Raw genomic sequence first — 25,286 nt, 5'->3', positions numbered from 1 at the left:
GGCGCAGTGGAGGACATGGCGACAGTGCCTTTCGGTGGAGGGCCGCCGCTCAGGTCGGCGGTGCGAGGGGGAAGCGCTTGTCCAGCCAGCCGCGGATCTCCTCGGCGGCCAGCTCGTTGCCGGTGGGTGCGCCCTCGGCCAAGGCGCCGCCGAAGTGGAGACCACGGACGGATGCGACGGTGAGCTCCTCCGAGCCGAGGGCGGCGATCATGCGGCGGCCGTCGGCGGGGAACGCGGCCTGGTCGCCTGTCAGCTCGACGAACAGCGTCGGCGTGGTGACGCCGGGCGCGCACCGCACGAAGTCGGCCTTCGAGCTGAGCCCGGACCAGGTGGAGAGCCAGGCTTCGGGGGTGGTGAGCCGCCCGAAGCCGACCTGCCCGTAGTCGATCAGGTCCGGGCGCTTGCCGAACAGCGAGCCGTACGGCCGCTCGCTCGGATCGAGCGAGAGGTCGACGTTGCGCGGATCGGCGTCCGTGCGGAAGATCGTCATGATCGTGGGGGCCAGCGCGCGGCGGCGGTCGGCGGCCGCGCCGGACTCCTTGTGCGCCTTGCGGGCCGCGGCGGCGCGGGCCAACGCCTCGCGGGCGACCGCGTCGATCCGGGCGACCCGGTCGCGTTGCGCGGCACGGTAGCGCGCCAGGAACTCCGGCGAGTACGACGAGCTCTGCGGCGGCTCCGCGAACCCGTTCGCCGGGTTCCAGGGGTCCAGCTCGGGCACGACCGCTAGGGGGTCCCTCTCGTCGGCGACCGAGGGGTCGATGCAGGCCAGGAGCAGCTTGCCCTGGCCGGGGTGCGGGGCGAGGAAGATCGCGCCGTCCGCGACCGGCATGTCCGCGCCCGCGAGGTCGACCGGCCGACCGCCCGGGGTCCGGGACATCCGCGCAGCCGGCGACAGCGCCGCCTGCTCCAGGTAGTACGCGAACAGCGTGCCGCCGCCGGAGTGCCCGAGCACCACGACGTCGTCGTAGCGCTCGCGCAGGAACACCTGGCCTGCGGCGACGTCCAGCAGCGCCTGCTCGTGGACGAGGTTCAGGTCGTTGTTCACCGAGCGGGTGTGCTGCGTCCACACCGCGACCCCGGCCTGCAGCAGCAGCGGAACCATCGGGTGGTGCGTGACGTCCTGGCGTGGGTGCATCAGGCACACCGCGGTCCGCGCGCCGGGCACGGTGGTCAGCACCCCGCGCACTGTGGCACCGTCGGCCGTGGTCAGCTCGTGGACGGACGTCACCGTCGAGGCGGGTCGCTCCCCCGCGGCGAGATAGCGGCCCGTGCCCAGGCGCCCGGTCATGCCTGCTCCACGCGCAACGCGTCCTTGTCGTGTCGGGTGATCCGGGCGGTGCGGGCCACCCCGGCGACGCACGAGTACCAGACGGCGTGTCGGCAACCCGTGGCTCGCCGGTCGATCACGATCGGGCCGTCCGCACTGATCACGAAGTACGGGCCGACCTGCCCGACGGTGACCGCCGGGTCCTCCGCGGCGACCTTCGCGACGGCGGTGTTCTCCGGGACGTCGAGGATGTAGAGCTCGATCACCGGGCCGGCTCCGATCCCACCGGCTCCCAGCCGGGCGCCCGCTCGACGATCAGCTCGGCCTTGCGCGCCAACAGCTTTCCGAAGCTCGGCTCCGGCTGGTCGAGGACGTCGAGCAGCGCGTCGATGGTCAGGGTCGCGTCGAGGTCCTCCTGCGGAGTGACCGGCCGCATCGCCCGGGTGATCTCGAAGAAGTAGCCGTTCGGGTCGTGGGTGTAGATCGACTCGATGGTCTCGTGCTTGATCTGCATCTCGACCGGCCAGTCGCTCGCGTCCAGCCTGCGGCGGTACTCCAGCAGGTCCTCCTCGCCGTCGACGTGGATCGCGAGGTGCCGGGAGCGCACGAAGTACTCGGGGACCTCGGCGTCGAAGCGCCCGTAGACGTCCCCCTTGGCGCGGAGGTCGCCGCCGATCGAGGGGTCCGTGCCGAAGTAGTAGAAGAACGCGATGCGGTCGTCGTTGCCGATGTCGAAGAAGAAGTGGATGAAGTCCGGGTGGTCCTCCGGGCCCCAGCCCGCGGCGCAGATCGAGTGCACCACCGGGAAGCCGAGGACGTCCCGGTAGAAGCGCACCGTGGCTGCGGGGTCGAAGGTCGGGAACGCGACATGGTCGACCCCCCGGACCCGGTGGTCCAGCTCTGTCATCAGTACCTCCACGACGGTCTTGCGGTGGTCACCCACGACCCTACGCCAGCGTTGACGCTTGAGTCCAGAGTTTGACGATAAAGACGATCGGGCAGGCGCACGGGATCCCGGGAGCCGGCGGCGCGAGCCGTCAGAGGTCGAGGACGCGCTCGAGGTGGTCGAGGTCCTGCCGCAGGAGCTTGATCGCCGCGGCGGGGCCCTCGCCGCCGGGAACCTGATGGTCGGGGCGCTGCAGGGCGGCCACGGCCATGTCGGCGAGCTGCTCGATCACGCTCTCGGCGGTGTCGCGGCCACCGGGGTGGAACCACCAGGCCACCCAGTTGCACATGCCGAGCACGCCGAGCGCCGCGACCCGGGCGTCGACCGGCCGGAACACACCGGAGCGCACCCCGTCGTCCACCACACCGGCGATGGTCTTCAGCACCGCCCGGCGGCCCTCGTCGTAGGCCGCGGTCAGCTCCTCCGGCAGCTCGGCCTCGGAGCGGATCAGCAGCCGGAACCGCTCGGGTTGGGTCACCCGGCGGCGCACGAGGACCTCGACGATCCCCCGCAGGGTCACGATCGGGTCCAGGTTCCGCGCGACCAGCGCGCTGAGCTCGTCGAGCGGCCCGCTCGTCACCTCGGTGACCAGCTTGGACAGCAGCTCGTCCTTGCTCTTGACGTAGTAGTACAGCGCCGGCCGGGTGATGCCCAGGGCGTCGGCGATGTCCTGCAGGCTCGTGCCTGCGAACCCACGCTCGGCGAAGAGACGAGTGGCGTGCTCGTAGAGCTCGTTCTCCACCAGCTCGCGGCGGGCGGTGCTCGCCCCCCCGCGCTTGCGCCCGGTCCCGTTGCCGCTCATGTGCTGATGGTAGGGGCCGTCGTCACCGGCCTCCCGCGAGCAGCCGTCCCGCACCGGGCAGGACGGGATCGAGGCCGAGGCTCGTGAGCAGCGCGTACGCTCCGGCGGTAGCGGCGGAGAGCACCGGCAGCCCGAACTCCTCCTCGGCCGGGCCGACGAGGTCGAGCGAGGGCATCTGCACGCAGGCGGAGATGACCAGGGCATCCGCACCGGTGAGGTCGAGGCCCCGAGCCGCCTCCATCACCCGGTCCCCGGGGATGCACCCCACCTCGGTGTTGTCGCCGACCTCGAGCGCCGCCCAGTCGACGACGGTGAAACCCTCCGCCTCCAGGTAGGCGACGACCTGTTCGGCGAGGGGCCGCATGTAGGGGGTGACCAGGCCGATCCGGCGGGCCCCCAGTGCGGTCAGCCCGTCGACCAGCGCACCGGCGCTGGACAGGATCGGCGTGTCCGGGAGCTGGTCGCGGACGGCCTTCTCCACGCGTTGGTGCTCCCCCGGGCCCTGCGCCATCAACGCGACGAGGCAGGCGTAGAGCAGGCCGTCGACGTGGGCGTCGGCCAGCTCGTCGACGCAGCGCTCCCGCTGGGCGTTCATCGCCTTGAGCTCCTCCGGGGACACCTGGTGCATCCGCATCCGGCTGGAGTGGAAGGAGAAGCTCTCGGCGTGGCGGCCGAGCAGGGCCGGGATCTCGGTCTCGACGGTCACGTTGGAGCTGGGGACGATCAGTCCGATCCGGTGTGTCACTGGACGGCACTCACTTTCCGGGCGATGTCGGCGGCCAGGCGCTTCTTGTCCGTCTTGCCGACGAGGGTGCGGGGGATCTCGGGGAGGTGTTCGAGGCGTTCGGGCCATTTGAACTTGGCGACCTCGAGGGCGGCGAAGTGTTCCTGCACCTCGGACAGGGTCAGCTCCGCGCCCTCGACCACCACGTAGGCGCAGGTTCGTTCGCCGAGCCGCGGGTCCGGCATCGGCACGACCGCGACCGCCGTGACTCGCGGGTGCCGGAGCAGGAGCACCTCCACCTCCTCGGCGTTGACCTTCTCGCCACCGCGGTTGATCAGGTCCTTGAGCCTGCCCTCGATCGAGACGTACCGTTCGCCCTCGATCTCGACGAACGCGGCCAGGTCGCCGGTGCGGTAGAAGCCGTCCGAGGTGAAGGCGCGGGCGTTGTGCTCGGGTGCGTCGAAGTAGCCGGGGAGCGTGTACGGGCCGCGCGCGCAGAGCTCGCCGACCTCTCCCACGGCGACGTCGGCCTCCGAATCGGGCTCCAGGATCCGCACCTCGTCGAGCACGGACAGCGGGGTCCCCACCGTCGTCAGCCGCGCCTCCCGTGGCGCGCCGGGCCGGGTCGTCAGGAACAGTCCCTCGCCCATCCCGAACAGCTGTCCCGACCAGAGTCCCCGGGACTCCAGGGCCTCGAACAGCGCGGGCGGGATCTTGCTGCCGGACAGGACGAGCTGGGTCACCGCCTTGGTGGCGGCGTCGAAGTCGGGATGATCGACGGCGCGGTAGTGGCCGTGCCCGAGCAGGACGTGGGTGGCACCCTCGCGGGCCATCAGCGGGAGCGACTCGTCGAGGTCGGGGGTGCCGAGGACCAGACAGGCGCCGACACTGTGCGGGGCGTGGACCGCGCAGACGATGCCCGCGTTGTGGATGATCGGGATGAGGTGCGCGACCCGGGTCCGGGCCGTCCAGCCCCAGGACCGGGCGTACTCCGCGGCGTTGTACCAGTATTCCGCGTGGCGACGAGGGATCACCTTCGGCACCCCGGTGGTACCCCCGGAGAGCTGGTGGACGGCGACGGCGTCGGGGTCGATGTCCGCCTGGATCCGTTCGACCAGGGCGCGCGCCGCGGCCGCGTCCTGGCCGCGGCCGAGTGCGGTGAGCGACTCGCCGCGCGGGTCGTCGCCCAGGACGAGCACGTGCCTCAGCGTCGGGTGGTCGCGCCGCTGCTCCTCGGCGAACCCGACGAGGTCGAAGCCGCGCTGTCCCGCCTCGACCAGGTGGGCGACCGCGCCGACGCGGCGGCTGATCTCACCGATCTCGTGGCCGCGGTGCGCCGCGAGCGTGGCGACCGGGATGAGGCCCGCCTTGAGCACGCCGTACCAGGCGACCACGGCCTCGAGCCGGTTCGTGACCTGGAACAGCACGGGATCTCCGGGCCGCAGCCCCAACCCGGCCAGCCCCGCCGCGAGGAGGTCGGTTCGCCGATCGAGCTCGACGAACGTGAGCCGCCCCTCCAGCGCGACGACGGCGTCGCGACCCGGGTGGGCGCACGCGACCCGGTGGAACTCGGTCGCGATCGTGGCGGTACCCCACAAGCCGGTCTCGCGGTAGCGGCGGACCGCGGCCTCGGGGTAGGGGACGAGAGTCATGCGGTCTCCTCGGAGAGCGCCACCAGGTCGGTGCGGCCGCTGACCAGCCCGGCGGCGAGATCGTCGCGCAATGCGGCCGACCCCTCCACCGCGGTCATCGTGCCCGTCTCCAGCCGGACCCGCTCGGCCAGGTCGAGCCGGGTGAGCAGGGCCGGACGGGCTGCGGGGCCCGCGACCAGCACGCCGTCCGTTCCCCGGGCCCGTGCGACCAGCGCGTCCCCCTCCGGCGACCAGGGGTCGTGCAGGTCGACCCACAGCCGCTCCAGCTCGGGGACCGCGGTGCGGGTCGGGAACGAGCGGTCCCCGTGAGTGAGCGGTCGGTCCAGCACCCAGCCGACGAGATCGTCAGCGGGTGGGTGGCCGCCGCCGTACTGGCGCAGGGCCGCCCCGACGACGTCCGGGCCGGTCTGCGCGAACCGGTCCAGCGGGACGTTCCCGGCCCGGGACATGTAGGCCACCATCAGCCGCTCCACCGGCAGCCCGGTCCGCGAGGGGAACGACTCCCACCAGAGCTGGCTGCGCCGGGCGAGCTCCTGCAGCCGCTCCACGGCGGGCCTGCGGACCTCCTCGTACCGGGTGAACGCGGTGGTGACATCCGGACCCTCCGCCAGCGCGTCCACCAGGGCGATCGCGTCCTCCATCGCCATCTTGGTGCCGGAGCCGATGGAGAAGTGCGCGGTGTGCGCGGCATCGCCCAGCAGCACCGTGTTCCCCTCCGCCCAGCGATCACAGCGGACGGTACGGAAACGCAGCCACCGCGTCCGGTTGCCGATCAGCGGCCGACCCCGCAGCTGCTCGGCGAAGACCTGCTCCAGATACCGCAGGGAGGTCTCGTCCGAGGCCTCGAACGGCGTGCCCGGGGCCTCCAGCGACGCGGTCGTGGCGTCGAATCCCGCGCGCCGCCAGGTCTGCTCGTCGGTCTCGATCAGGAAGGTGGAGCGTCCGCCCGTGTACGGGTAGGCGTGGGTGACGAACGTGCCGTGCTCGGTCTCGACCGGCGCGAACACGGCGGCGTCGAGCGCGAAGTCGGTCCCGCACCACAGGTAGAGACCCCGGCCGACCTGGATCCGCCCGCCGAACGTGCCGCTCTCACGGGTCGCGCTGCTGACGCCGTCCGCGGCGACCACCACGTCCGCGTCGAGCTCCCCGGCGGTCCGGCGCGCGCCGAACTCCAGCACCACCCCGGCCTTCTCCGCGTGCCGCTGCAGCACGGACAGGAGCTCGGTGCGCGCGATGCCGATCAGCCGGTCGTTGTGCACCTCGGCGACCGCGTCGCCGATCTGCATCGTCATGTCGTGGCGCAGGCCCGCGGCGACGAGGTCCCGCAGCGTGTCCGGGTCGGCGGCCTCGAGCCTGCGCTGCGTGCCCGCAGCGAGACCGACGCCGAACCCGAAGGTCGTGTCGGGACCGCCCTGCTCGTACACGCGGACCTCGCAGGCGGGGTTCGCGAGCTTGAGCAGGCGCGCGGCGTAGAGCCCGCCCGGGCCCCCGCCCAGCACCGCGACCCGTCTTGGCTGCATCACCGAACCTCCGATGGCATCGATTGACTGTTGCGTTGACTATTCGACGGCAACGAACCACTGGAAGTCAAGGTTGACTCTCGTCTCCGGCGTTTAATAGTCTACGCAACCGTAAGACCCCCCCACTGCGCGAAGGAGCGCCAACCATGGCCTTTGTCATCGGCGTGGACGTGGGCGGCACGTTCACCGACGCCGTGCTCGACGACGACGCCGGGACCGTGCTCGCCGCGAAGTCCCCGTCCACCCCGCCGGACTACTCCCAGGGCGTGCTCGACGTCCTGCGGCTGTTGGCTGAGCAGCTGGGGAAGAGCCTGCCCGAGATGCTGGCGGAGACCCACCACATCGCGCACGGGACGACGTCGTCGCTCAACGCCCTGGTCATGGGCAACGTGCCCCCGGTCGGGTTCCTCACCACCAAGGGCCACCGCGACTCGATCTTCATCATGAACGTGGAGGGCCGGTACCTCGGCCGCTCCCCGCACGAGCTGCAACACGTCCTCGGGCAGGACAAGGACCACGCGCTGCTGCCCAAGCGGCACGCGCTGGAGGTCACCGAGCGGGTCGACCGCGACGGCACCGTCGTGGTGAACCTGGACGAGGACGAGGCCCGCGCGGCGATCCGTTCCCTGGTCGCCGACGGGGTCGCCGCCATCGCCGTCTCCCTGCTCTGGTCCTTCCGCAACCCGGTGCACGAGCGGCGACTGCGCGAGCTGATCGCCGAGGAGGCGCCGGACCTGTTCGTGGCGCTGTCCTGCGAGGTCAGCCCGCGGATCCGGGAGTTCGCCCGCAACGCCACCACGATCATGAGCACCCAGATCGGACCGGGTCTGCGCGACTACCTCGGCACGCTCGAGTCCTCGTTGCGCGACAACGGCCTGCGCGGCCCACTGCTGGTGATGCAGTCCAACGGCGGCGCGGTCGCGGCCAAGGAGGCCCCGGCGGCGGCGATCTCCACCGTCGGGTCGGTCCTGACCGGCGGGGTCGTCGGGAGCGTGGCGCTGGGCCGCCAGCTCGGCCACCGCAACATCATCTCCACCGACGTCGGCGGTACGACCTTCCTCGCCGGTCTGGTCGTCGACGGCGAGCCCGTGCGGGACACCACCACGGTGATCAACCACCACCCGATCAACGTCCCGACGCTGCGGGTCGACGCGATCGGCTCCGGCGGCGGGGCCATCGCCTGGCTCGACGCGGGCGGGAACCTGCGGATCGGGCCCCGCTCCGCGCAGGCCGTCCCCGGCCCCGCCTGCTACGGCAACGGCGGCACCGAGCCCACCAACACCGACGCGAACCTCGTGCTCGGCATCCTGCCCGAGAAGGGGCTGCTCGGCGGGCGCAAGCCGCTGTCGCTGGAGCTGGCCCGCCAGGCCATCGACACCCAGATCGCCAAGCCGCTGGGGCTGACCGTCGAGCAGGCCGCGGCGGCGATCTACACCGTGCAGAACGCCCAGACCGGCGACCTCCTGCGCAAGACCGTCGTCGAGGCCGGGCACGATCCGCGCAACTTCGTGCTCTACGCCTTCGGCGGGGCCGGGCCCGCGCACTGCGCAGGCTACGCCGCCGAGGTCGGCTGCGACGTGGTCGTGGTCCCGCTCGGGCCGGTCGCGTCGGCCTTCTCCGCGTTCGGGCTGGCGTCGTCGGACATCGTGCTGGCGGCAGAGCTGTCCGACCCGACCGGCGTCCCGTTCGACCCGGCCCGCGCCGAGCGCAACTTCGCCGAGCTGGAGCAGCAGGTTCGTGAGGGGCTGGAGCGGCAGGGGCTGCAGTTCGAGCGCGTCGAGCTGCACCGCGAGATCGACATGCGGTACTCGATGCAGCTCGCCGAGGTCACCGCGCCGGTCGCCGCGGGCGCCCTGGGCACGGCGGAGATCGAGGCCGCGGCGGACGCCTTCGAGAAGCACTACGCCGAGCTGTTCGGGAAGGACGCCGGGTTCCGCGAGGCCGGCATCCAGGCGATCACGTTCCGGGTCAGGGCGATCGGTGTGCTGCCGTTCAGCCCCGAGCTGCCTCCGGTCGCCGAGGCGACCGGTGAGGCCTCGCCGTTCACGACCCGGCCCGTGTGCCTGGACGCCGCCACCGGCTACGTCGACACCCCGATCTACGACTACCGCGAGCTCCGCTCGGGCCATGTCCTGCAGGGCCCCGCGATCGTCGAGGTGCCGACCACCACCGTCGTCGTCCCCGGCAGGGCCTCGGGCACCGTCGACCACCTGGGCAACCTCACCATCAGGAGGACCTCGTGACCATGCCGATCCCCGGCTCGGAGGCCTTCTCCAGCCGCCCCGTCGACCCCGACGAGCTGGCCCGCAGCCTGCCGTCGTCGCTGCCGGTCCACAGCGTCACCCAGGAACAGATCGACGCCCTGGACCCACTCACCTACGAGGTCATCCGACACCGGCTCTGGTCGGTGACCGACGAGATGGGCGAGGCGCTCAAGCGCATGTCCGGCTCGCCGATCGTCACCGACGCCAACGACTTCGACTTCGCCATCTCCGACGAGCTCGGCCAGGAGGTGCAGGTCGGCCTCTACAACACCATGCTCGTCGGCGCGGTCGACCTGGCCATCTACTGGACGCTGCGCAACCGGGCGGCGAACCCCGGCATCGAGGCCGGCGACATGTTCCTCACCAACGACCCGTGGGTCGGCGGCGGGCTGCACCAGAACGACGTCATGGTCTACCAGCCGGTCTTCTACGACGGGAAGCTCTTCGCCTGGACCAGCGCGATCGCCCACCAGCCGGACCTCGGCGGCGTCGGGCTCGGGTCGTTCTCCCCCGCCGCGCAGGACGTCTTCTCCGAGTCCCTGCCCACCCCGCCGGTCAAGGTGGTGCGCGGCGGACAGCTCCAGCGAGACGTCGCGGACCTCTGGGTGCGTCGGTCGCGGGTCCCGATGCTCGTCGGGCTGGACCTGCGGGCCAAGATCGGCGCCAACAACGTCGGCGGCGAGCGCCTGCACGCGCTGATCGCGCAGTACGGCGCGGACACGGTCAAGGCCGTGATGAAGCGGATGATGTCCGACGCCGAGACCCGGCTGCGCGACAAGCTCACCGCTCTGCCGGACGGCTCGTGGAGCGCCACCGGCTACCAGGACCAGTCCCACGAGGGCGACCGGAACCTGCACAAGATCACGGTCACCACCACCAAGTCGGGCGACCACCTGACCTTCGACTTCACCGGCACCGATCCCCAGGCCGGCGTGGTCAACTGCACCTACGCCGGCATGCGGGGCGGCGTCATGCTCGCGCTGCTGCCGATCCTGGCCAACGACATCCCGTGGTCGGCGGGCGGCCTGATGCGCTGCTTCGACCTGGTCACCGAGGAGGGCACGCTCAACAACGCGACCTTCCCCGCAGCCGTCGGCCGCGGGCCGATCGGACCCGCCTGGCTGACCGGCAGCCTGATCGCCGAATGCCTGTCCCAGATGCTCGACCGGGACCTGGAGCTGGGCAAGAACGTCCAGGCCACCTGCTGCGGCACCTGGGACACCGCCGTCATCGCCGGGCTGGACGAGCGCGGCGAGCAGCCCACCCCCTTCCTGTCGATCATGATGGAGCCGATGGCGGGCGGCTACGGGGCCCGCCCGCACGCCGACGGCATCGACACCGGCGGGTTGTTCTGCATCCCGATGGGCCGGGTCCCGGACGTCGAGATGACGGAGTTCCTCTACCCCCTCCTGACGCTCTGGCGGCGCGAGGTGCCGGACTCCGGCGGTCCCGGGCGGCACCGCGGCGGGCTCGGCGCGTCCCTCGCCTTCACCCCGCACGGCACGAGCATCCCCATGGGTCTGGTCCTGGCGTCGAACGGCAAGGCGGTCGCGCAGAACACCGGCCTGTCGGGCGGACATCCGGGCAACTCCGGGCTCGACGTCATGGCCCGGCAGAGCCGGATCGCCTCGCTGCTTGCGGCGGGCACGATGCCGTCGTCACTGGGGGAGGTGTCGGACTCCCTCGAGACCGGCCAGAACTACGCGTCGAGCTACCTCGCCCCTGGCGAAGTCTTCGCGATGACCTGGCAGGGCGGCGGCGGATACGGCGACCCGCTGACCCGCGATCCCGACGCCGTCGCGCGGGACGTGCGGGAGGAGAAGATCACCGAGGCGGCGGCGAGGTCCGTCTACGGCGTCGTCCTGGGCGACCGGGCCGCCACTCGGACCGAGCGGTCGCGGCTGCGGAACGCGCGTCGCGACCGTTCCCGGATCACCGGCGAGACCCGCGGCAAGGTGGACCTCGCGGCGACGAAGCGCATCGACGACAACCTCGTCGAGGTGGGCTCGGACGTCGCGTGCGGGCACTGCGGCGAGGTCCTGGGCGACACCGGTGACGGCCCGCTGGCTCTCGCGGTGTACGACGGGGCCCCCACGGACGCTGGCCCGCAGATCATCGCGACCGCCGCCGACTACGTCGACGCTCCGGTCGTGTTCCGGCAGTACTGCTGCCCGTCCTGCTGGACCGCCTTGTCGTCGGCGGTCGTCCCGGCCGACCACCCGGACGCCGCCACCACCCTCGGCAGGCTGACCGTCACCGCCGGCTAGCACGGGTCGGGGTGGGCGAGCCGCAGGCTCCCCACCCCGACCTCGTCCCCACCCCCGGGCGCCCCGACCACGTGGTGCTCCCGACCACGGAGAACAGTTCAAGACCCTCGACTTCACCGGGCGGGTCGCCGTCGTCACCGGGGCGGGCGGAGGCCTCGGCCGGGCCCACGCCCACGCCCTCGCCGCCCGCGGCGCACGCGTCGTGGTCAACGACGTCGGCGGCACCGTGAACGGCCTCGGCGCGGATCGCACCCCGGCCGAGGGCGTCGCAGCGGAGATCACCGCAGCAGGCGGCGACGCTCTGGCCGACTCGACCGACATCACCGACCCCACCCGGGTCGACGCCATGATCTCGCGAGCACTCGACCGCTGGGGTCGCGTCGACATTCTGATCAACAACGCCGGGGTCCTCCGCGACCGGACCTTCGCCAAGCCGGCCCTCGACGACTTCCGCCTCGTGCTGGACGTCCACCTCATGGGCAGCATCCACACCAGCAGAGCCGTGTGGCCGCACATGGCCGAGCAGAACTACGGGCGCATCCTCATGACGACCTCGGTCTCCGGCATCTACGGCAACTTCGGTCAGGCCAACTACGCCGCCGCCAAGAGTGCCCTCGTCGGCCTCACCAACGTCCTGGCGATCGAGGGCGCCCGGAAGGGTATCCGGGTCAACGCCCTGGCCCCGACGGCGGCAACGAGGATGACCGAAGTCGAGCCGGCGCCCGGAACGCCGGGAGCCCCGCATGAGGGAGGCAGTCGTCGTCTCGAGCGCCCGCACGCCGGTCGGCAAGGCCTACCGCGGCACGCTGAGCGACTCCAGCGGACCGAGCATCGCCGCTCATGCCGTCGCCGAGGCGGTGCGACGGGCCGGGATCGACGCGGGCGAGGTCGAGGACGTGGTCCTCGGCTGCGCCATGCAGGAGGGCGCCACCGGCTACAACGTCGCCCGACAGACCGCACTGCGCGCCGGTCTGCCGGTCACCGTGCCGGGGATGACGATCGACCGCCAGTGCGCGCCTCGGGACTCATGGCCGTCGCCGCGGCGGCCAGACAGATCGTCGTCGACGGGATGGACGTCGCCGTCGGCGGCGGTGTGGAGTCGATCTCCCTGGTCCAGAACGCGCACCGCAACTCCCACCGCACCCGGGACGACGTACTCGTCGAGCACGATCCTCACCGACCGCCGCCGAGCCTCCGTCACCGCGGGCAACGCGTCCCAGCTGTCGGACGGCGCCTCGGCCGCGGTCCTGATGGAGGCAGGCGAGGCTTCCCGACGGGGTCTCGTCCCGCTCGGTGTCTACCGCGGGGTGGCCGTCGCCGGCTGCGAGCCCGACGAGATGGGCATCGGGCCCGTGCTCGCCGTCCCCGCGCTCCTGAAGCGGCACGGCCTCACCGTCGACGACATCGATCTGTGGGAGCTCAACGAGGCCTTCGCCTCCCAAGCCGTGTACTGCCGGGATGCCCTCGGTATCGATCCCGCCAGGCTCAACGTCAACGGAGGCGCCATCGCACTCGGCCACCCCTACGGGATGACCGGCGCCCGGCTGGTCGGCCACGCCCTGCTCGAAGGGCGACGACGAGGTGCTCGCTATGCCGTCGTGACCATGTGCGTCGGCGGCGGTATGGGCGCTGCCGGACTCTTCCAGCTCCGCTGACCGGCTGCTGATGAGCGCGTCTCCCGGTCGGCGCCTGCAAGGCTCGGCGACCGGGATCCCCACCGGTGGACCGCTCCGACTGTCCTGGGTCGTCTGGCGACTCGGCCGTGCTCCTCACACAGGTGGCCGCCCCGCTCCGGCGCGGGTGCCCGGCGGTTCCACCGGCCGCTGACCCGTCCTCGGAGACCCGGTGAGCGGCGAACCGCCCGTACGATGATCCCGTGCCGCTCGTCGTCAGCTCCCTGCACCGCTACCCCGTGAAGTCCTGCCGCGGCGAGTCGGTCGCGGAGGCGGCGGTGGAGCCGTGGGGGCTGGCGGGGGACCGCCGCTGGATGGTCACCGATCCGGAGGGCACCTTCGTGACCGCGCGGGCGCGGCCCCGGCTTGTGCTGGTCCATCCCGTCGTGGACGCCGGCGGCCTCACCCTGCACGCCCCCGGCGTCGAGCCGCTGCGGGTACCGGTGCCGTCCATCGAGCCGTTGGAGGACGTGGTGGTCTGGCGCAACCGGATCAAGGCCACCTCCGCGGGGGCGGAGGCCGCAGCCTGGCTCTCGGCGTTCCTGGGCGCCGACCTGCGGCTGGTCCACCTCGACGATCCCACCCGCAGGCCCGTCGATCCCGAGTTCGGCACGGCGGCGGACCGCGTCTCCCTCGCCGACGGCTATCCGGTGCTGGTCACCTCCGAGTCCAGCCTCGCGGCGCTCAACGGCTGGATCGCCGAGGGCCCGAACGCGGTGGAGGGCCCGGTCCCGATGGTGCGGTTCCGGCCGAACGTCGTGGTCTCCGGCACCGCGCCCTGGGCGGAGGACGACTGGTCGCTGCTGCGGATCGGCGAGGCCCGGTTCCGCGCGGTCAAGCCGTGCGGGCGGTGCGTGCTCACCACCGTGGACGCCGAGACCGCGGTGAAGGGCCGTGAGCCGCTGGCCACCCTCGCCCGGCACCGTCGGATGGGCGCGATGATCGTCTTCGGGATGAACCTCATTCCGGACGATCCAGGCGCGGTGCTGCGGGTCGGGGACGAGATCAAGCCGCTCGCCTGACCGGAGCGTCCGCTCGCCGCCGGCGGTGAACCCGGCGGGGCTCCGCCACGTGTCCCCTGGTGTCGAGGCGGCGGGCCTCGACCCGTCGCGAGGAGTGCCAGTGGAGGAGCCGGGGGTGTCGGTGTCCGACTCAGCCGTCGGGAGTGGAGGACTCGCGCGGCCGCGGCCGGGCGACGATCCGCGAGTCCCCCACTCCCGACGCCCGAGTCGGACGCGGGTGGGCTCGGTCCTGCTCACGGTCGCGGCGGCGTCGCTCGTCCTGGGGGCATTGGTGGTGCCCTCCGAGGTGGCGCAGCTCGTGCCGGAGGCGTTCCTGCGCGTGCCGGGCGAGGCGCTGGTCGGGGCGGGGGTGCTGCTGGTCCTGCGCGGCCGGGCCCGCAGCATCGTCGCGCTGGTCGGCGGAGCGCTGATCGGGGTGCTGCTGATCGTGCGGGTCGCGGACCTCGGCTTCCGGGCCGTGCTCGCCCGCGGCTTCGACCCGGTGCTCGACCTCCCCCTGCTCGGCAACGCCGCGGACTTCCTCACCGAGTCCTACGGCCGGACCGCCGCGATCGGGGCGATGGTCGGTGCCGCCGTGCTGGCCGTCGCGGTCCCGACGGTCACCGCGCTCGCCCTCCGCAGGCTGGCGGGCGTGCTCGGCCGACACCGCCGGATCGGCGGCCGCACCCTCGCGGCGGTCACCGCGATGTGGGCGGTCTGCGCGGTCACGGGCGCCACGCTCGCTCCGCCGGTCCCGTTCGCGAGCCGCAGCGCCGCCACGCTGGCGTACTCGGTCGGCAGGCAGATCCCGGTCAGCCTGCACGACGAGCAGGAGTTCGCCCGCGTCTCCGCGAACGACGCCTTCCGCGACACCCCGTCCGACCAGCTGCTGACCGCGCTGGCGGGCAAGAACGTGGTGATCGCGTACGTCGAGAGCTACGGGCGCAGCGCCGTCGAGGACCCGCAGTACGCCCCGCAGGTCGGGGCCACCCTCGACGCCGGCACGTCCACCCTCGCCGACGCCGGGTTCGGGTCCCGCAGCGGCTGGCTGACCTCTCCGATCGCGGGCGGCGGCAGCTGGCTCGCGCACGCGACCCTGCTGTCCGGGCTGTGGATCGACAACCAGCAGCGCTACCGCAGCCTCACCACCAGCGACCGGCTGACGCTGAGCAAGGTGTTCCAGAAGACGGGCCGGCAGACCGTCGGGGTCATGCCGGGCACGACCGAGCCGTGGCCGGAGAGCCGGTTCTACGGCGTCGACGACTACTACGACGCCCACGGTCTGGGGTACCGCGGCCCCGGTTTCGGCTGGTCACCCATGCCGGACCAGTACGCGCTGGCCCAGTACCAGCGGCTCACCCAGGGCATGGCGGGCCCGATCGGCGGGGACATCACGCTGACCTCGAGCCACACCCCGTGGATCGCGGTGCCGACGCTGCGGCCGTGGGACGAGATCGGCGACGGGTCGACCTACGCCTCGGACGTCGAGGGGCTCGACAGCCCGGAGACGATCTGGGAGGACCCCGACCGGGTCCGCACCAACTACCGCGACTCCATCGAGTACTCGCTGAACTCGCTGGTGTCCTGGGTGCACGACTACGGGGACGACAACCTGGTGCTGGTCGTGCTCGGCGACCACCAGCCGTCGCCGATGATCACCCACGACAGCCCGAACCGGGACGTCCCCGTCTCCATCGTGACGCGTGACCGGCAGGTGCTCGACCGGGTCTCGCAGGCGTGGGAGTGGCAGCAGGGCCTGCGCCCCGGCCCCGACGCCCCGGTCTGGCGGATGGACGCCTTCCGGGACCGCTTCCTGGACGCGTTCAAGTAGTGCGCGCGTTCCGGCAGCGCATGTTCCGGTAGCGCACGTTCCGGGTAGCGCACGTTTCGTGCTCTGAGCGCTGTTCCCACCGCGCTGAGAGCACGACACCGGCGATCCTGCCGCGCTGAGCGCACGAAACGTGCATCCCCGGTGTGGCTCAGTGGGCGAGCAGATCGATGTGCGGGACGACCGCGCGCAGGTCGGGGTTCGCGAGGCGGCGGTGCAGGTAGGCCGCGGCGTCGGGGGCCAGGGCCGGGTCCTGCTCGACGGCCGCCGCGAGCCGGCCGCGCAACCACTCCTCCAGCAGCGGGCCCGCGACCAGCCGCCACGGCGACTCCGCGGTCTCGACCCGCGCCCCTCGGGACCGGAAGGCCTCGGCCGCGTACGCACCGGCGTCCGGACCCAGCAGGTCGGAGCGGCGCTGGTGGGCGTCGAAGGCCGCGGCGACGGCGGCGTCGAGCGGGTCGACGGGGTCCAGGGTCACGCCGCCGGTGACCGAGAGCGTGAACAGCGCCGCCGCGCCCGCGTCGACGCACAGGTCGACGAGCCGGTCCACCTCGGGCGCGGTCAGTAGGTCCAGCAGCGCGGAACAGGTGACCAGGTCCGTGCCCGCGAACGAGTCCACCGCCGCGAGGTCGCCGAGGACGGGGATGCCGCCGTCCCGCGCGGCGATCTCCAGCAGCACCGGGTCGCGGTCGTGCAGGTACCAGGGCCCGGTGGGCAGCAGCGGGCGCAGCCAGCGGCCCATCGACCCGGACCCGCACCCCAGGTCCCGGACGACGGCCAGGGAGCGTCCGCGCAGCGGCTCCACCAGCGCGGACGCGCGGGCGGCGGCATCCGCGGGCTCGCGCAGGGCCAGCCAGTCCGGCGCGCAGACCGGGTCGCCGGGGGTGCTGAATCGGGCGTCGAGGTCCATGGCTCCCGACCGTAGGCGCACCCGCGCGAACCTCCCGTGAACCGTTCCGGCCCGGCGTCCGTGTGGGGAGTGTGTACCTCCCGACCCCCATGACGGCGACCCGCACCGGCACCCTGGCCGACCGCCAGCAGGCCGGTGCCGGGCTGCTCCAGCTCGCCCTGCTCGCCACGCTCGGCGCGGCCGTCGACCTCGGCCCCGTCGGCTGGCTGGCCGGCGCGACCTTCGCGATCGGCCTGCAGCTCCTGCTGGCCGGCGCCGTGCGCACCGCGGGGGCCGACGCGCTCGGGCCCGCCGACATCGTCACGCTGGGCCGGGCGGTCCTGGTCGGCGGGGTGACCGCCCTGGTGGCCGACGGTCTGTGGACCGGCTCGCCCGCCGTCTCCGTGCTCGTGCCGCTGGCCACCGTCGCGCTCGCGCTGGACGCCGTCGACGGCCAGGTCGCCCGCCGCACCCAGACCGTCAGCGAGCTGGGCGCGCGCTTCGACATGGAGACGGACGCGTTCCTCATCCTGGTGCTCAGCGCGGCCGTCGCCGCCGATCTGGGCCCGTGGGTGCTGGTGATCGGCGGCCTGCGGTACGCCTACGTCGCCGCGGGTTGGGTGCTGCCGTGGCTCACCGGGTCGCTGCCGGTCCGCTACTCGGCCAAGGCCATCGCGGCGGGGCAGGGGATCGTGCTGGTCGTGGCCGTGAGCGGCCTGCTACCGCTCCTGGTCGCCGCACTCCTGGTCGCCGTCGCGCTGACCGCGCTGGTCTGGAGCTTCGCCCAGAGCGTGCTGCTACTGGCGCACCGCGCGCAGGCCCGCTGAGGCCAGGTCCGGCACCGCGCTGCCGACGGTCTCGAAGCCCTCACCCACCGTCTGGCCCGCCACGAACCGGGCGTGGATACCCTCCGCGATCACCGCGATCTTGAAGTACGCCAGACCCAGGTAGAAGTCCCAGTTCACGACCTCGCGGCCGGACGCCTTGGTGTACCGGGCCACCAGCTCGTCCGCGGACGGGAGCCGCGGGGAGGTGGCCGCCGCACCTCCGGAGAGCACCGGGTCGAAGGCCGGGTCCGAGTACACGACGTGCAGCGCGAGATCGGACAGCGGGTCGCCCAGCGTGGACATCTCCCAGTCCACGAGCGCCCGGACGTCCGTCGCGTCGGTCTCGCCGACGATGGCGTTGTCGATCCGGAAGTCCCCGTGCACGATCGACGCCCCGGACTCCTCCGGCGTGTGCTCGGTCAGCCACCGGTGCAGCGCCTCGACGTCCGGCAGCGGGCGGGTCGACACCCGGGTCCACTGGTCGTACCAGCGCCGGACCTGCCGCCCGAGGTAGCCCGCCGGCCTGCCGAACGAGCCCAGCCCCACCGACTCCGGGTCCACGGCGTGCAGCGCGGCGAGTGTGTCCACCAGCGCGTAGGCGCAGTCGTGGACCTCGGTGTCCGACAGGGTGTCCAGCTGGGTGCGGGTTGCGATGGTCCGGCCCGGCACGAACTCGACGATCGCGAACGGCGCCCCGATGATCCCCGGATCCTCGCTCTGCGCGATCGGCTTCGCCACCGGCACCCCGTGCCCGTACAGCGCCGCGACGACGGTGTACTCCCGCTTCATGTCGTGCGCCGACGGCGTGAGCCCGCCCAGCGGCGGGCGCCGCAGCACCCAGGTCGCCGTGCCGTCGGTCAGCCGGTACGTCAGGTTGGAGCGGCCGCCGTGCAGCAGCTCCGCGGACAACGTGCCCGTCCCCGGCACGATCTCGTCGACGTACGCCTGCAGCTTCGGCAGGTCGAGTCCCTGGACGGCCACGCGATGCTCCCCTGTGAGTCGGCTAATACTCGCTAGCCATCGGACCACACATCGGTCGAACTGTCACGTGTGACGGCTAACGACTGCTAGCCTCGCCGCCGTGACCACGCGCGAGGCGATCCGCGACGCCGCCCTGCGGTGCTTCGCCGCCCGTGGCTACGAGGCCACCACCATGGCGGACATCGGCGCCGCCGTGGGGATCCGCGGGCCGAGCCTCTACAAACACGTCGCGTCCAAGCAGGAGCTGCTCGCCGAGCTGATGGTCCGCACGATGAACGGCCTGATCACCCGCCACCGGGAGGCGCTCGCCGGGACCGCGGACCCGGTCGAGCGGCTGCGCCGGGCCGTGGACGCGCACGTCCGGTTCCACGCGCGGCACCGCGTGGAGGCTTTCGTCGGGGCCAGCGAGATGCGCAGCCTCGTCGACCCGCACCGCACGACCGTGCTGGGCATGCGCGCGGAGTACGAGAAGCTCTTCCGCGGCCTGGTCGAGGACGGGGTCGCGGCGGGCCGGTTCGACGTCGGGTCGGTCCGGCTGGCCTCCTACGCGATCCTGGACCTGGGCATGGGCCTGGCCACCTGGTACCGCGAGGAGGGCGAGCTCAGCGAGAACGAGGTCGTCTGGCAGCAGGTGGACTTCGCCCTGCGGCTCGTGGGAGCGGAATGATCGACGCATGCCCCGTGCGCTGATCGTGGTCCACGAGACCGACCCCGTCCGGCAGCGCCGGATCCCCGGCACGATCCTGCCCGCCCTGGAGGAGCTGGGGTTCGCCGTCGAGATCGACACGCACTACGGCGGGAACACCGTGCGGGAGGACGCCGACCTCGTCGTCGTGATGGGGTCGGCGCACGCGGCGTACGACGACTCGCTGCCCTGGCTCGCCGCGGAGCTGGACTTCCTGCGGCGCTCGACCGCCCCGGTCCTGGGCGTCTGCTTCGGCGGGCAGGCGCTGTCCCGCGCGCTCGGCGGCACCGTCGCGCGGGCGGCGCGGCCCGAGCGCGGGTTCGTGGACCTGCGGGGCGACCTCCCGGCGCACCGCTGGATGGAGTTCCACTACGACGCGTTCACCCTGCCGCCGGGCGCGGAGCTGGTGGCGCGCAACGAGACCGGGATCCAGGCGTTCCGTCACGGCCCGCACCTCGGCCTGCAGTTCCATCCCGAGATCACCACGGACGTCTTCGCGACCTGGCGCGAGTCCTGGTCGCCCGAGTTCGCGGCATCGGTGGCGGCCGAGGTGGACGTCGACGCGATCAGCGCCGAGATCTCCTCCCGCGCCGATGAACTCGCGGCCCAGTGCCGCGCCCTGCTCGCCCGGTTCTGCGCGCGCGTCCCGCGCTAACCGGCGGCGCGGCGGCGCCGGCCCTGGCTCGCGAAGAACGTCCCCTCGACGAGCTGGACGAACCCCTCGACGGTCGGCTCGGCGTTGGCCCGCCCGGTCAGCGAGATCGCCCCGATGCCCCACAGCATCGCCCGGTACACGCTGAGCAGCTGGGCCCGCTGCTCCTCGTGCTCCACCCAGGCCCGGAGCGCGGCGCTCACCTACGCCTCGACCGCCCAGGTGTAGGCGGAGTGGGACGCTGCATCATCGGCGAGCGCGGGGTGCGACGCCCTGGAGCGGGCGGTGGAGATCAACGGGGTGGCCGTGGAGCGCAACCTCGAGGCCCTGCGGTGGGGCAGGCTGGCGGCGCACGACCCGGCCGCGCTGCCCGCGCACGGGCCGGACCCGCTCGCCGTCGAGGAGGCCGCGCTGGAGTCGGTCACGGACCTGCTCACCCGGCGCGCCGCGTTCCTCGCGAAGTACCAGGACCGCGCCTACGCCGCGCGCTTCACCCGGACGGTCCAGGCCGTGGTGGCGGCCGAGCAGGAGCGCGTCCCCGGGCACGACGAGCTCGGCCGGGCCGCGGTCGAGGGGCTCTTCACGCTCATGGCCTACAAGGACGAGTACGAGGTGGCGCGGCTCTACGCAGCGCCCGAGTTCCGCCGTCGGCTGGCCGAGGAGTTCGAGGGGGACTTCACCTGGTCGGTCAACCTCGCCCCGCAGATCCTCAACCGGCGGGACGCACGCACCGGGCGGGCGAGGAAGTGTCCGCGGCGAAGGCCGAGGCCCGGGGGAGCAGCAGCTCGACCCCTTCGGCCGGACGGTGGCGTTCATGGTCGACGACGTCTCCGCCCACGCCGCGGAGCTGCGGGACAAGGGGTTGCGCCAGATCGACCTCGGCCCGAACGCCGCGGCGGCGTTCTTCCAGCCCGAGGACACGATGGGCATCCTGACCGAGCTGGTCGACGCTCGGACCATGGAGCGGCTCCACGAGACGGGGAGGCCGCCGGGCTGAGCTCAGCGCACGAGGACCGGGAGCTTCTCCACCCCGTAGACGATGCTGGCGTCCCGGTACTGCAGCTCGTCCTGCGGGACGGCGAGGCGGAGGGTCGGGAAGCGGCGGAACAGGGCCGGGTAGGCGCTGCGCAGCTCCATCCGGGCCAGCTCCGCCCCGATGCAGCGGTGGATGCCGTGGCCGAAGGCGTAGTGCGGGCCGGGGGTGCGGTGGGCGTCGAAGCCCCCGTCCTCCCGGTCCGCGGCGAGCAGCGAGCAGATGACGCCGTCGCCCTCCTTGATCGTCACCCCGCCCACGGAGACCTCGCGCCGGGCGAACCGCGGGAACGCCACCTGCACGACCGTCAGGTACCGCAGCAGCTCCTCGACGACCGGGGCCGCGTCCCCCTCGATCACGGTCCGGCGCGCCTCGGCGTCCTCGATCAGCGTGATCGCGCCGAGTGCCAGCATCGAGGCGGTGGTCTCGAACCCGCCGGTCAGGACGCCGTCCGCCAGGCCGGCGAGCTCCTCGTCGTCCACCCGGTCGCCGTGCTCACGGATGATCATGCCGAGCAGCCCGTCCGTGGGCGCGTCCCGCTGCTTCTTCACCTGCTCGCGCAGGAAGACCAGCGAGTCCGAGATCGCGCCGAGCGAGGCGCTGGCCCCGCCCAGCAGGTCGAACCGCGCGGTCGCGACCTCCTGGAAGGCCTCGCGCTCGGAGTACGGCACGCCCAGCAGCTCGCAGATCACCAGCGAGGGGATCGGCAGCGCGAACTCCTCGACCAGGTCGACGGGGCCGGACGCCGCCGCCATCCGGTCCAGGCACTCCGCGACGATCTCGTCGATGCGGGGGGTGAGCCGCGAGAGCCTGCGCATCGTGAACTCGGGGGTGAGCACCTTGCGCAGCCGGGTGTGCACCGGCGGGTCGGAGAAGCCGAGCCCGCCGGGGTTCTCCGACTCGGCCATCCCGATCGTGCGGGCGAGGTTGTTGAAGTCCGACGAGTAGTCGTCCACGGACGACAGCACCTGCCGGACCTCCTCCCGGCCGGTGACCAGCCAGACGTCGATCTTGAGCGGGAGCTCCAGCTTCGAGACCGACGGCACGGCGGTGAGGTCCGGAACGGGATCGAGCCCCTGCCTGCGCAACGGCATGAGGGCGGAGTCGGGGAGCAGGGACCCGAGGTCCAGCCCCTTGGCGTTCATCCGGGCCAGCTGGCGGCGGACGAACCAGGACGCGATGCGCGCGCGGAGCGAGGGCACGACACCGACCCTACCGACGCCCCGGAGGTGCGACCCCGGCGGAGCGCCGGGGTCGCACGGCCGCACCCGGAGGCCCGCACCGACCCCCCGGCGGGTGACCCGCCGGCCCGGCGCTTCCTAGCACGGCTGTACCACAACCTACCGCCCCCGCTGTGCTACACAAAGCCCGTGCCGCGCCGCGCCGACCACGACGCCCGCCGGGCCGCCATCGTCGAGGCCCTCTGGCGGGTCATTCGGCGCAGCGGACTGCACGGGGTCTCGGTGCGCTCGGTCGCCGCGGAGGCCGGGATGTCCCCCACCGCGCTGCGCTACTACTTCCCCAGCCAGCTCGCCCTGCTGGAACAGGCGATGACGGACAACGTGGACAGCGGGCGGCGGCGGGTGGTCCCGCTGCTGGTGGCCGCGACCGACCGCGCGGGCGTCGAGCGGATGCTCCAGGAGCTGCTGCCGACGGACGGCAGGCGGCGCTTCGACCAGGAGGTCTACCTCGCGTTCGCCACGTGGGCCCTCGCCGACCCGGAGCTGGCGAAGATCTCCGAGGCCACCGGAGAGGGCGTCCTGCGGCTGATCGCCCGGGCCGTCGAGGTGCTCGCGGCGAGTGGTGAGCTGCTCCCGGAGCTGGACCGCACCGCCGTGGCGAACTGCCTCGACGCACTGGTCCAGGGCCTGACCTTCCAGGGCTGCGCCCGACCGGGCACCACCTCGCCCGAGCAGATGCGCGCCACCCTGAGCGCCTACCTCGACCTGGTGTGCGTGCCGCGCGCCGATGCTCGCGGGCTCGGCGGTGTCAGGTGAACCGCACGCGGACGGACTGGCCGGGGCGGACCTGGCTCGCCCGGTCGACGTCGGCGTCTCGCAGGACGGCGATCACGGGGTAGCCGCCGGTGACGGGATGGTCGGCCAGGAAGACCACCGGCTCACCGCCGGGTGGGAGCTGGATGGCGCCGCGGGTGAGCCCCTCGCTGGGCAGTGAGCCGCCGCCGTCCGCCGTCTCCAGGGTGGCGCCGAGCAGCCGCATCCCGATCCGGTCGGTCTCCCCCGACGCCTGCCAGACCGTCCTGACCAGCGCGGACGGGTCCACCGCCGCGTCGGCGCGCGGGCCGCGGACGGCGTGCAGCGTCACCGTGTCCACCGGGGGGAGCGGGACCGGCGCCACCGCGACGAGGGGCCACGCCGCGGGCTCCGGGCCGACCGCCAGCTCCGTGCCCTTCGCCAGCGGCTCCGGCCCGATTCCGGACAGGGTGTCGGTGCTGCGGGATCCCAGCACCGGCGGCACGTCCAGCCCACCCCGCACGCAGACGTAGGTCCGCAGCCCGCAGGCGGGCGGGCCGAGCCGGACCTCCTGCCCCGCCCGCACCGTGACCAGCGTGTGGTGCCCGACCGGCCGCCCGTCGACGGTCGCGGGGGCCGGGGCTCCGGTGAGGGCGATCGTCACGGCCCGGTGCGCGACGAACACCAGGCCGCCGAGCAGCACCTCGATGGCCGCCGCGCCGTGCGAGTCGTTGGCGACCAGCCGGTTGCCCAGCCGCAGCGCGGCGCGGTCGGCGGCCCCGGACCGGCCCACCCCGATCGCCGCGTGTCCCGGTCGGCCCAGGTCCTGGACCAGCGCCTGCGGGCCCGTCTCACGAATCTCGAGCAACGAACCGCACCTCCGCCCCCGGCTGTAGCAGGGCGGGCGGGTCCCGGTCCAGGTCGAACAGCACGACGTCCGTGCGGCCGAGCAGCTGCCACCCGCCGGGGGACGACCGCGGGTAGACCCCGCTGTACTCGCCCGCCAGCCCCACGGACCCGGCCGGGACCTTCGTGCGGGAGGTCTCCCGCCGCGACACGGACAGCCGCGGGTCGCCGCCTGCGAGGTAGGCGAACCCGGGCGCGAAGCCGCCGAACGCCACCCGCCACGCCGTGCCGGTGTGTGCCGCGACCACCTCGTCCTCGGACAGGCCGGTCAGCGCGGCGACGTCCGCGAGGTCCGGTCCGTCGTAGACCACCGGGATCTCGACGGCCGCCACCTCGGCCGCCTCGACGGCCGCCACCTCCAGCGTCTCGACGGCGGCGCGCAGCCCTCCGAGGTCGGTGCCGGGTTCGGCGAGCAGCAGGACCGTGCGGGCCGCGGGGACCACGTCCAGCAGCCCGTCGAGACCGGACCGGCAGGCCTCGGCGAGCGGGAGCACGTCGTCGGTCTCCACCAGCAACGCCGAGTCCCCGTACGGCAGCACCCTCACGCGAACCCCCGCAGCTCGACGCCCGCCCGCTCCAGTCCCTCGCGCACCGCGGCCGCCATCCCCACCGCGCCCGGGGAGTCCCCGTGCACGCAGGCGGACTCGGCCTCGACCCGGACGTCGGTGCCGTCCACGGCCTTGACGAGGCCCTCGGACAGCATCCGGAGCAGGCGCTCGGTCACCTCGGTCGGATCGTGCAGCAGGGCGCCCCTCTCGTTCCGGGGCACCAGCGATCCGGAGGGCGTGTAGGCGCGGTCGACGAAGAACTCCGACACCGCCCGCAGCCCCCGCGCGGCGGCGGCCCGCAGCAGCGCCGACCCGGGCAGCCCGAGGATCGGCAGCGTGGCGTCGTACTCGGCGACGGCCTCCACGACCGCGCGCGCCTGCTCCTCGTGCTCCACCGTCGCGTTGTAGAGCGCGCCGTGCGGCTTCACGTAGCGCACCGTCGTCCCGGCCACCCGGCACATCGCCTCCAGGCCCCCGAGCTGGTAGAGCACGTCCGCGGTGAGATCGGCGGGCGGGACGTCGATGAACCGGCGGCCGAACCCGCCGATGTCGGCGTAGGCGACCTGCGCCCCCACCACGACGCCGTTCACCGCGGCGGCGCTGACGGTGCGGCGCAGCGTCGTCGGGTCCCCGGCGTGGAACCCGCACGCGACGTTCGCGCTGGTCACCAGGCCGAGCATGGCGTCGTCGTCGCCGAGGGTCCAGCGGCCGTAGGACTCCCCGAGATCGGAGTTCAGGTCGAGCCTCATGTGCACAGGGTCCCCATCGCGGGCCCCGCTGACCACTCGGGGTGGCGACGGATCTCACGGGCCGACCGGCCGCGGATGCGCGATCCTTGGGAGGACCGA

Annotated in this window: 25 protein-coding genes and 2 pseudogenes; 12 read left to right on the top strand and 15 right to left on the bottom strand. The window is 73.1% G+C overall.

Features of this window, described 5'->3' with window-relative positions; translation table 11 throughout:
- Positions 1–49: 49 nt before the first annotated feature.
- The 7 genes from ABD993_RS04900 to ABD993_RS04870 form a co-directional block, all read right to left on the bottom strand.
- Positions 50–1,288, bottom strand: coding sequence for an alpha/beta fold hydrolase (locus tag ABD993_RS04900; RefSeq protein ID WP_345413132.1), 1,239 nt, complete (start codon positions 1,286–1,288; stop codon positions 50–52).
- Positions 1,285–1,533: a hypothetical protein gene (locus ABD993_RS04895; RefSeq protein WP_345413130.1), complete on the bottom strand. Its 249-nt coding sequence runs from the start codon at positions 1,531–1,533 to the stop codon at positions 1,285–1,287. The genes ABD993_RS04900 and ABD993_RS04895 overlap by 4 nt, the downstream gene beginning before the upstream one ends.
- Complete coding sequence (locus tag ABD993_RS04890; RefSeq protein ID WP_345413128.1) at positions 1,530–2,174, bottom strand: VOC family protein; 645 nt, start codon at positions 2,172–2,174, stop codon at positions 1,530–1,532. The genes ABD993_RS04895 and ABD993_RS04890 overlap by 4 nt, the downstream gene beginning before the upstream one ends.
- 130 nt (positions 2,175–2,304) lie before the next feature.
- Positions 2,305–3,015 carry a TetR/AcrR family transcriptional regulator gene (locus tag ABD993_RS04885; RefSeq protein WP_345413126.1) on the bottom strand — a complete coding sequence of 237 codons (711 nt, stop codon included), beginning with the start codon at positions 3,013–3,015 and terminating at the stop codon, positions 2,305–2,307.
- Positions 3,016–3,037: 22 nt separating this feature from the next.
- On the bottom strand, positions 3,038–3,760 hold the full coding sequence (locus tag ABD993_RS04880) for a maleate cis-trans isomerase family protein (protein WP_345413124.1): 723 nt from the start codon (positions 3,758–3,760) through the stop codon (positions 3,038–3,040).
- A complete protein-coding gene (locus ABD993_RS04875; protein WP_345413123.1) occupies positions 3,757–5,391 on the bottom strand; it encodes a (2,3-dihydroxybenzoyl)adenylate synthase in 1,635 nt (544 codons plus the stop codon). Before ABD993_RS04875 ends, ABD993_RS04880 begins: the two co-directional genes overlap by 4 nt.
- Positions 5,388–6,911: an FAD-dependent monooxygenase gene (locus tag ABD993_RS04870; RefSeq protein ID WP_345413121.1), complete on the bottom strand. Its 1,524-nt coding sequence runs from the start codon at positions 6,909–6,911 to the stop codon at positions 5,388–5,390. Before ABD993_RS04870 ends, ABD993_RS04875 begins: the two co-directional genes overlap by 4 nt.
- 146 nt (positions 6,912–7,057) lie before the next feature.
- Here ABD993_RS04870 and ABD993_RS04865 point away from each other — a divergent pair, with 146 nt between their 5' ends.
- From ABD993_RS04865 to ABD993_RS04845, 6 genes and pseudogenes are all read left to right on the top strand, one after another.
- Positions 7,058–9,154 carry a hydantoinase/oxoprolinase family protein gene (locus ABD993_RS04865; protein WP_345413119.1) on the top strand — a complete coding sequence of 699 codons (2,097 nt, stop codon included), beginning with the start codon at positions 7,058–7,060 and terminating at the stop codon, positions 9,152–9,154.
- Entirely contained in the window at positions 9,151–11,442 is a 2,292-nt protein-coding gene (locus ABD993_RS04860; protein WP_345413118.1) for a hydantoinase B/oxoprolinase family protein, read from the top strand. The genes ABD993_RS04865 and ABD993_RS04860 overlap by 4 nt, the downstream gene beginning before the upstream one ends.
- A 133-nt stretch (positions 11,443–11,575) precedes the next feature.
- Positions 11,576–12,133, top strand: a pseudogene (locus ABD993_RS36620) (SDR family NAD(P)-dependent oxidoreductase); the annotation flags it as partial.
- Between the two features lie 52 nt (positions 12,134–12,185).
- Positions 12,186–13,097 carry a thiolase family protein gene (locus ABD993_RS04855; protein WP_345413117.1) on the top strand — a complete coding sequence of 304 codons (912 nt, stop codon included), beginning with the start codon at positions 12,186–12,188 and terminating at the stop codon, positions 13,095–13,097.
- A gap of 221 nt (positions 13,098–13,318) precedes the next feature.
- On the top strand, positions 13,319–14,137 hold the full coding sequence (locus ABD993_RS04850) for an MOSC domain-containing protein (RefSeq protein ID WP_345413115.1): 819 nt from the start codon (positions 13,319–13,321) through the stop codon (positions 14,135–14,137).
- A gap of 217 nt (positions 14,138–14,354) precedes the next feature.
- Positions 14,355–15,947, top strand: a complete 1,593-nt coding sequence (locus ABD993_RS04845; protein ID WP_345413113.1) for an alkaline phosphatase family protein — start codon at positions 14,355–14,357, stop codon at positions 15,945–15,947.
- A gap of 148 nt (positions 15,948–16,095) precedes the next feature.
- Here ABD993_RS04845 and ABD993_RS04840 read toward each other — a convergent pair whose 3' ends face one another.
- Positions 16,096–16,854 (bottom strand): class I SAM-dependent methyltransferase, encoded by a 759-nt coding sequence (locus ABD993_RS04840; protein WP_345413111.1) that lies wholly within the window; start codon positions 16,852–16,854, stop codon positions 16,096–16,098.
- 89 nt (positions 16,855–16,943) lie between these two features.
- Here ABD993_RS04840 and ABD993_RS04835 point away from each other — a divergent pair, with 89 nt between their 5' ends.
- Positions 16,944–17,660 (top strand): CDP-alcohol phosphatidyltransferase family protein, encoded by a 717-nt coding sequence (locus tag ABD993_RS04835; RefSeq protein WP_345413109.1) that lies wholly within the window; start codon positions 16,944–16,946, stop codon positions 17,658–17,660.
- Here ABD993_RS04835 and ABD993_RS04830 read toward each other — a convergent pair.
- Positions 17,631–18,641 carry a phosphotransferase family protein gene (locus ABD993_RS04830; protein WP_345413107.1) on the bottom strand — a complete coding sequence of 337 codons (1,011 nt, stop codon included), beginning with the start codon at positions 18,639–18,641 and terminating at the stop codon, positions 17,631–17,633. The two genes, ABD993_RS04835 and ABD993_RS04830, sit on opposite strands and share 30 nt — an antisense overlap.
- Before the next feature lie 100 nt (positions 18,642–18,741).
- On the opposite strand from ABD993_RS04830, the gene ABD993_RS04825 reads away from it, so the two are divergent.
- Positions 18,742–19,308, top strand: coding sequence for a TetR/AcrR family transcriptional regulator (locus tag ABD993_RS04825; protein WP_345413104.1), 567 nt, complete (start codon positions 18,742–18,744; stop codon positions 19,306–19,308).
- Between the two features lie 7 nt (positions 19,309–19,315).
- The gene (locus tag ABD993_RS04820; RefSeq protein WP_345413102.1) at positions 19,316–19,981 is read left to right on the top strand and encodes a type 1 glutamine amidotransferase; all 666 of its coding nucleotides are present in this window, start codon (positions 19,316–19,318) and stop codon (positions 19,979–19,981) included.
- On the opposite strand, the gene ABD993_RS04815 is transcribed toward ABD993_RS04820, so the two are convergent.
- Together ABD993_RS04815 and ABD993_RS04810 are read right to left on the bottom strand one after the other, a co-directional pair.
- Positions 19,978–20,181, bottom strand: coding sequence for a hypothetical protein (locus tag ABD993_RS04815; protein WP_345413100.1), 204 nt, complete (start codon positions 20,179–20,181; stop codon positions 19,978–19,980). The two genes, ABD993_RS04820 and ABD993_RS04815, sit on opposite strands and share 4 nt — an antisense overlap.
- Positions 20,182–20,403 (bottom strand): hypothetical protein, encoded by a 222-nt coding sequence (locus tag ABD993_RS04810; protein ID WP_345413098.1) that lies wholly within the window; start codon positions 20,401–20,403, stop codon positions 20,182–20,184.
- Between ABD993_RS04810 and ABD993_RS36615 the strand changes: the two are divergent.
- Positions 20,306–20,668 (top strand): annotated as a pseudogene (locus ABD993_RS36615) (DUF6537 domain-containing protein); the annotation flags it as partial. The gene ABD993_RS04810 and the pseudogene ABD993_RS36615 sit on opposite strands and share 98 nt — an antisense overlap.
- Before the next feature lie 124 nt (positions 20,669–20,792).
- A complete protein-coding gene (locus ABD993_RS04805; RefSeq protein ID WP_345413096.1) occupies positions 20,793–20,975 on the top strand; it encodes a VOC family protein in 183 nt (60 codons plus the stop codon).
- 2 nt (positions 20,976–20,977) lie between these two features.
- Here the strand turns inward: ABD993_RS04805 and ABD993_RS04800 are convergent, their stop codons facing one another.
- Positions 20,978–22,192 (bottom strand): cytochrome P450, encoded by a 1,215-nt coding sequence (locus tag ABD993_RS04800; RefSeq protein ID WP_425568893.1) that lies wholly within the window; start codon positions 22,190–22,192, stop codon positions 20,978–20,980.
- A 189-nt stretch (positions 22,193–22,381) separates the two neighbouring features.
- Here ABD993_RS04800 and ABD993_RS04795 point away from each other — a divergent pair, with 189 nt between their 5' ends.
- Positions 22,382–23,008 (top strand): TetR/AcrR family transcriptional regulator, encoded by a 627-nt coding sequence (locus ABD993_RS04795; RefSeq protein ID WP_345413093.1) that lies wholly within the window; start codon positions 22,382–22,384, stop codon positions 23,006–23,008.
- Here the strand turns inward: ABD993_RS04795 and ABD993_RS04790 are convergent.
- From ABD993_RS04790 to ABD993_RS04780, 3 genes are read right to left on the bottom strand one after another with little or no spacing between them, the layout of a single operon-like run.
- The gene (locus ABD993_RS04790; RefSeq protein ID WP_345413091.1) at positions 23,001–23,852 is read right to left on the bottom strand and encodes a 5-oxoprolinase subunit C family protein; all 852 of its coding nucleotides are present in this window, start codon (positions 23,850–23,852) and stop codon (positions 23,001–23,003) included. The two genes, ABD993_RS04795 and ABD993_RS04790, sit on opposite strands and share 8 nt — an antisense overlap.
- Positions 23,836–24,435 (bottom strand): 5-oxoprolinase subunit PxpB, encoded by a 600-nt coding sequence (gene pxpB, locus ABD993_RS04785; protein WP_345413088.1) that lies wholly within the window; start codon positions 24,433–24,435, stop codon positions 23,836–23,838. Before pxpB ends, ABD993_RS04790 begins: the two co-directional genes overlap by 17 nt.
- Positions 24,432–25,187, bottom strand: a complete 756-nt coding sequence (locus ABD993_RS04780) for a LamB/YcsF family protein (protein WP_345413085.1) — start codon at positions 25,185–25,187, stop codon at positions 24,432–24,434. Before ABD993_RS04780 ends, pxpB begins: the two co-directional genes overlap by 4 nt.
- Between the last annotated feature and the right edge of the window lie 99 nt (positions 25,188–25,286).

Source organism: Pseudonocardia xishanensis, assembly GCF_039541715.1.
In the GTDB taxonomy this organism is placed as follows: Bacteria; Actinomycetota; Actinomycetes; order Mycobacteriales; family Pseudonocardiaceae; genus Pseudonocardia; species Pseudonocardia xishanensis.
Note: the sequence above shows the minus strand (reverse complement) of the source record. Positions and strands in the feature narration are given on the sequence as shown.

Coding starts and splice junctions, on each gene's coding strand:
- ABD993_RS04900 (WP_345413132.1), bottom strand. CDS start 1,288: ATGACCGGGCGCCTGGGCACGGGCCGCTATCTCGCCGCGGGGGAGCGA.
- ABD993_RS04890 (WP_345413128.1), bottom strand. CDS start 2,174: ATGACAGAGCTGGACCACCGGGTCCGGGGGGTCGACCATGTCGCGTTC.
- ABD993_RS04885 (WP_345413126.1), bottom strand. CDS start 3,015: ATGAGCGGCAACGGGACCGGGCGCAAGCGCGGGGGGGCGAGCACCGCC.
- ABD993_RS04875 (WP_345413123.1), bottom strand. CDS start 5,391: ATGACTCTCGTCCCCTACCCCGAGGCCGCGGTCCGCCGCTACCGCGAG.
- ABD993_RS04870 (WP_345413121.1), bottom strand. CDS start 6,911: ATGCAGCCAAGACGGGTCGCGGTGCTGGGCGGGGGCCCGGGCGGGCTC.
- ABD993_RS04865 (WP_345413119.1), top strand. CDS start 7,058: ATGGCCTTTGTCATCGGCGTGGACGTGGGCGGCACGTTCACCGACGCC.
- ABD993_RS04855 (WP_345413117.1), top strand. CDS start 12,186: ATGAGGGAGGCAGTCGTCGTCTCGAGCGCCCGCACGCCGGTCGGCAAG.
- ABD993_RS04840 (WP_345413111.1), bottom strand. CDS start 16,854: ATGGACCTCGACGCCCGATTCAGCACCCCCGGCGACCCGGTCTGCGCG.
- ABD993_RS04835 (WP_345413109.1), top strand. CDS start 16,944: ATGACGGCGACCCGCACCGGCACCCTGGCCGACCGCCAGCAGGCCGGT.
- ABD993_RS04820 (WP_345413102.1), top strand. CDS start 19,316: ATGCCCCGTGCGCTGATCGTGGTCCACGAGACCGACCCCGTCCGGCAG.
- ABD993_RS04805 (WP_345413096.1), top strand. CDS start 20,793: ATGGTCGACGACGTCTCCGCCCACGCCGCGGAGCTGCGGGACAAGGGG.
- ABD993_RS04780 (WP_345413085.1), bottom strand. CDS start 25,187: ATGAGGCTCGACCTGAACTCCGATCTCGGGGAGTCCTACGGCCGCTGG.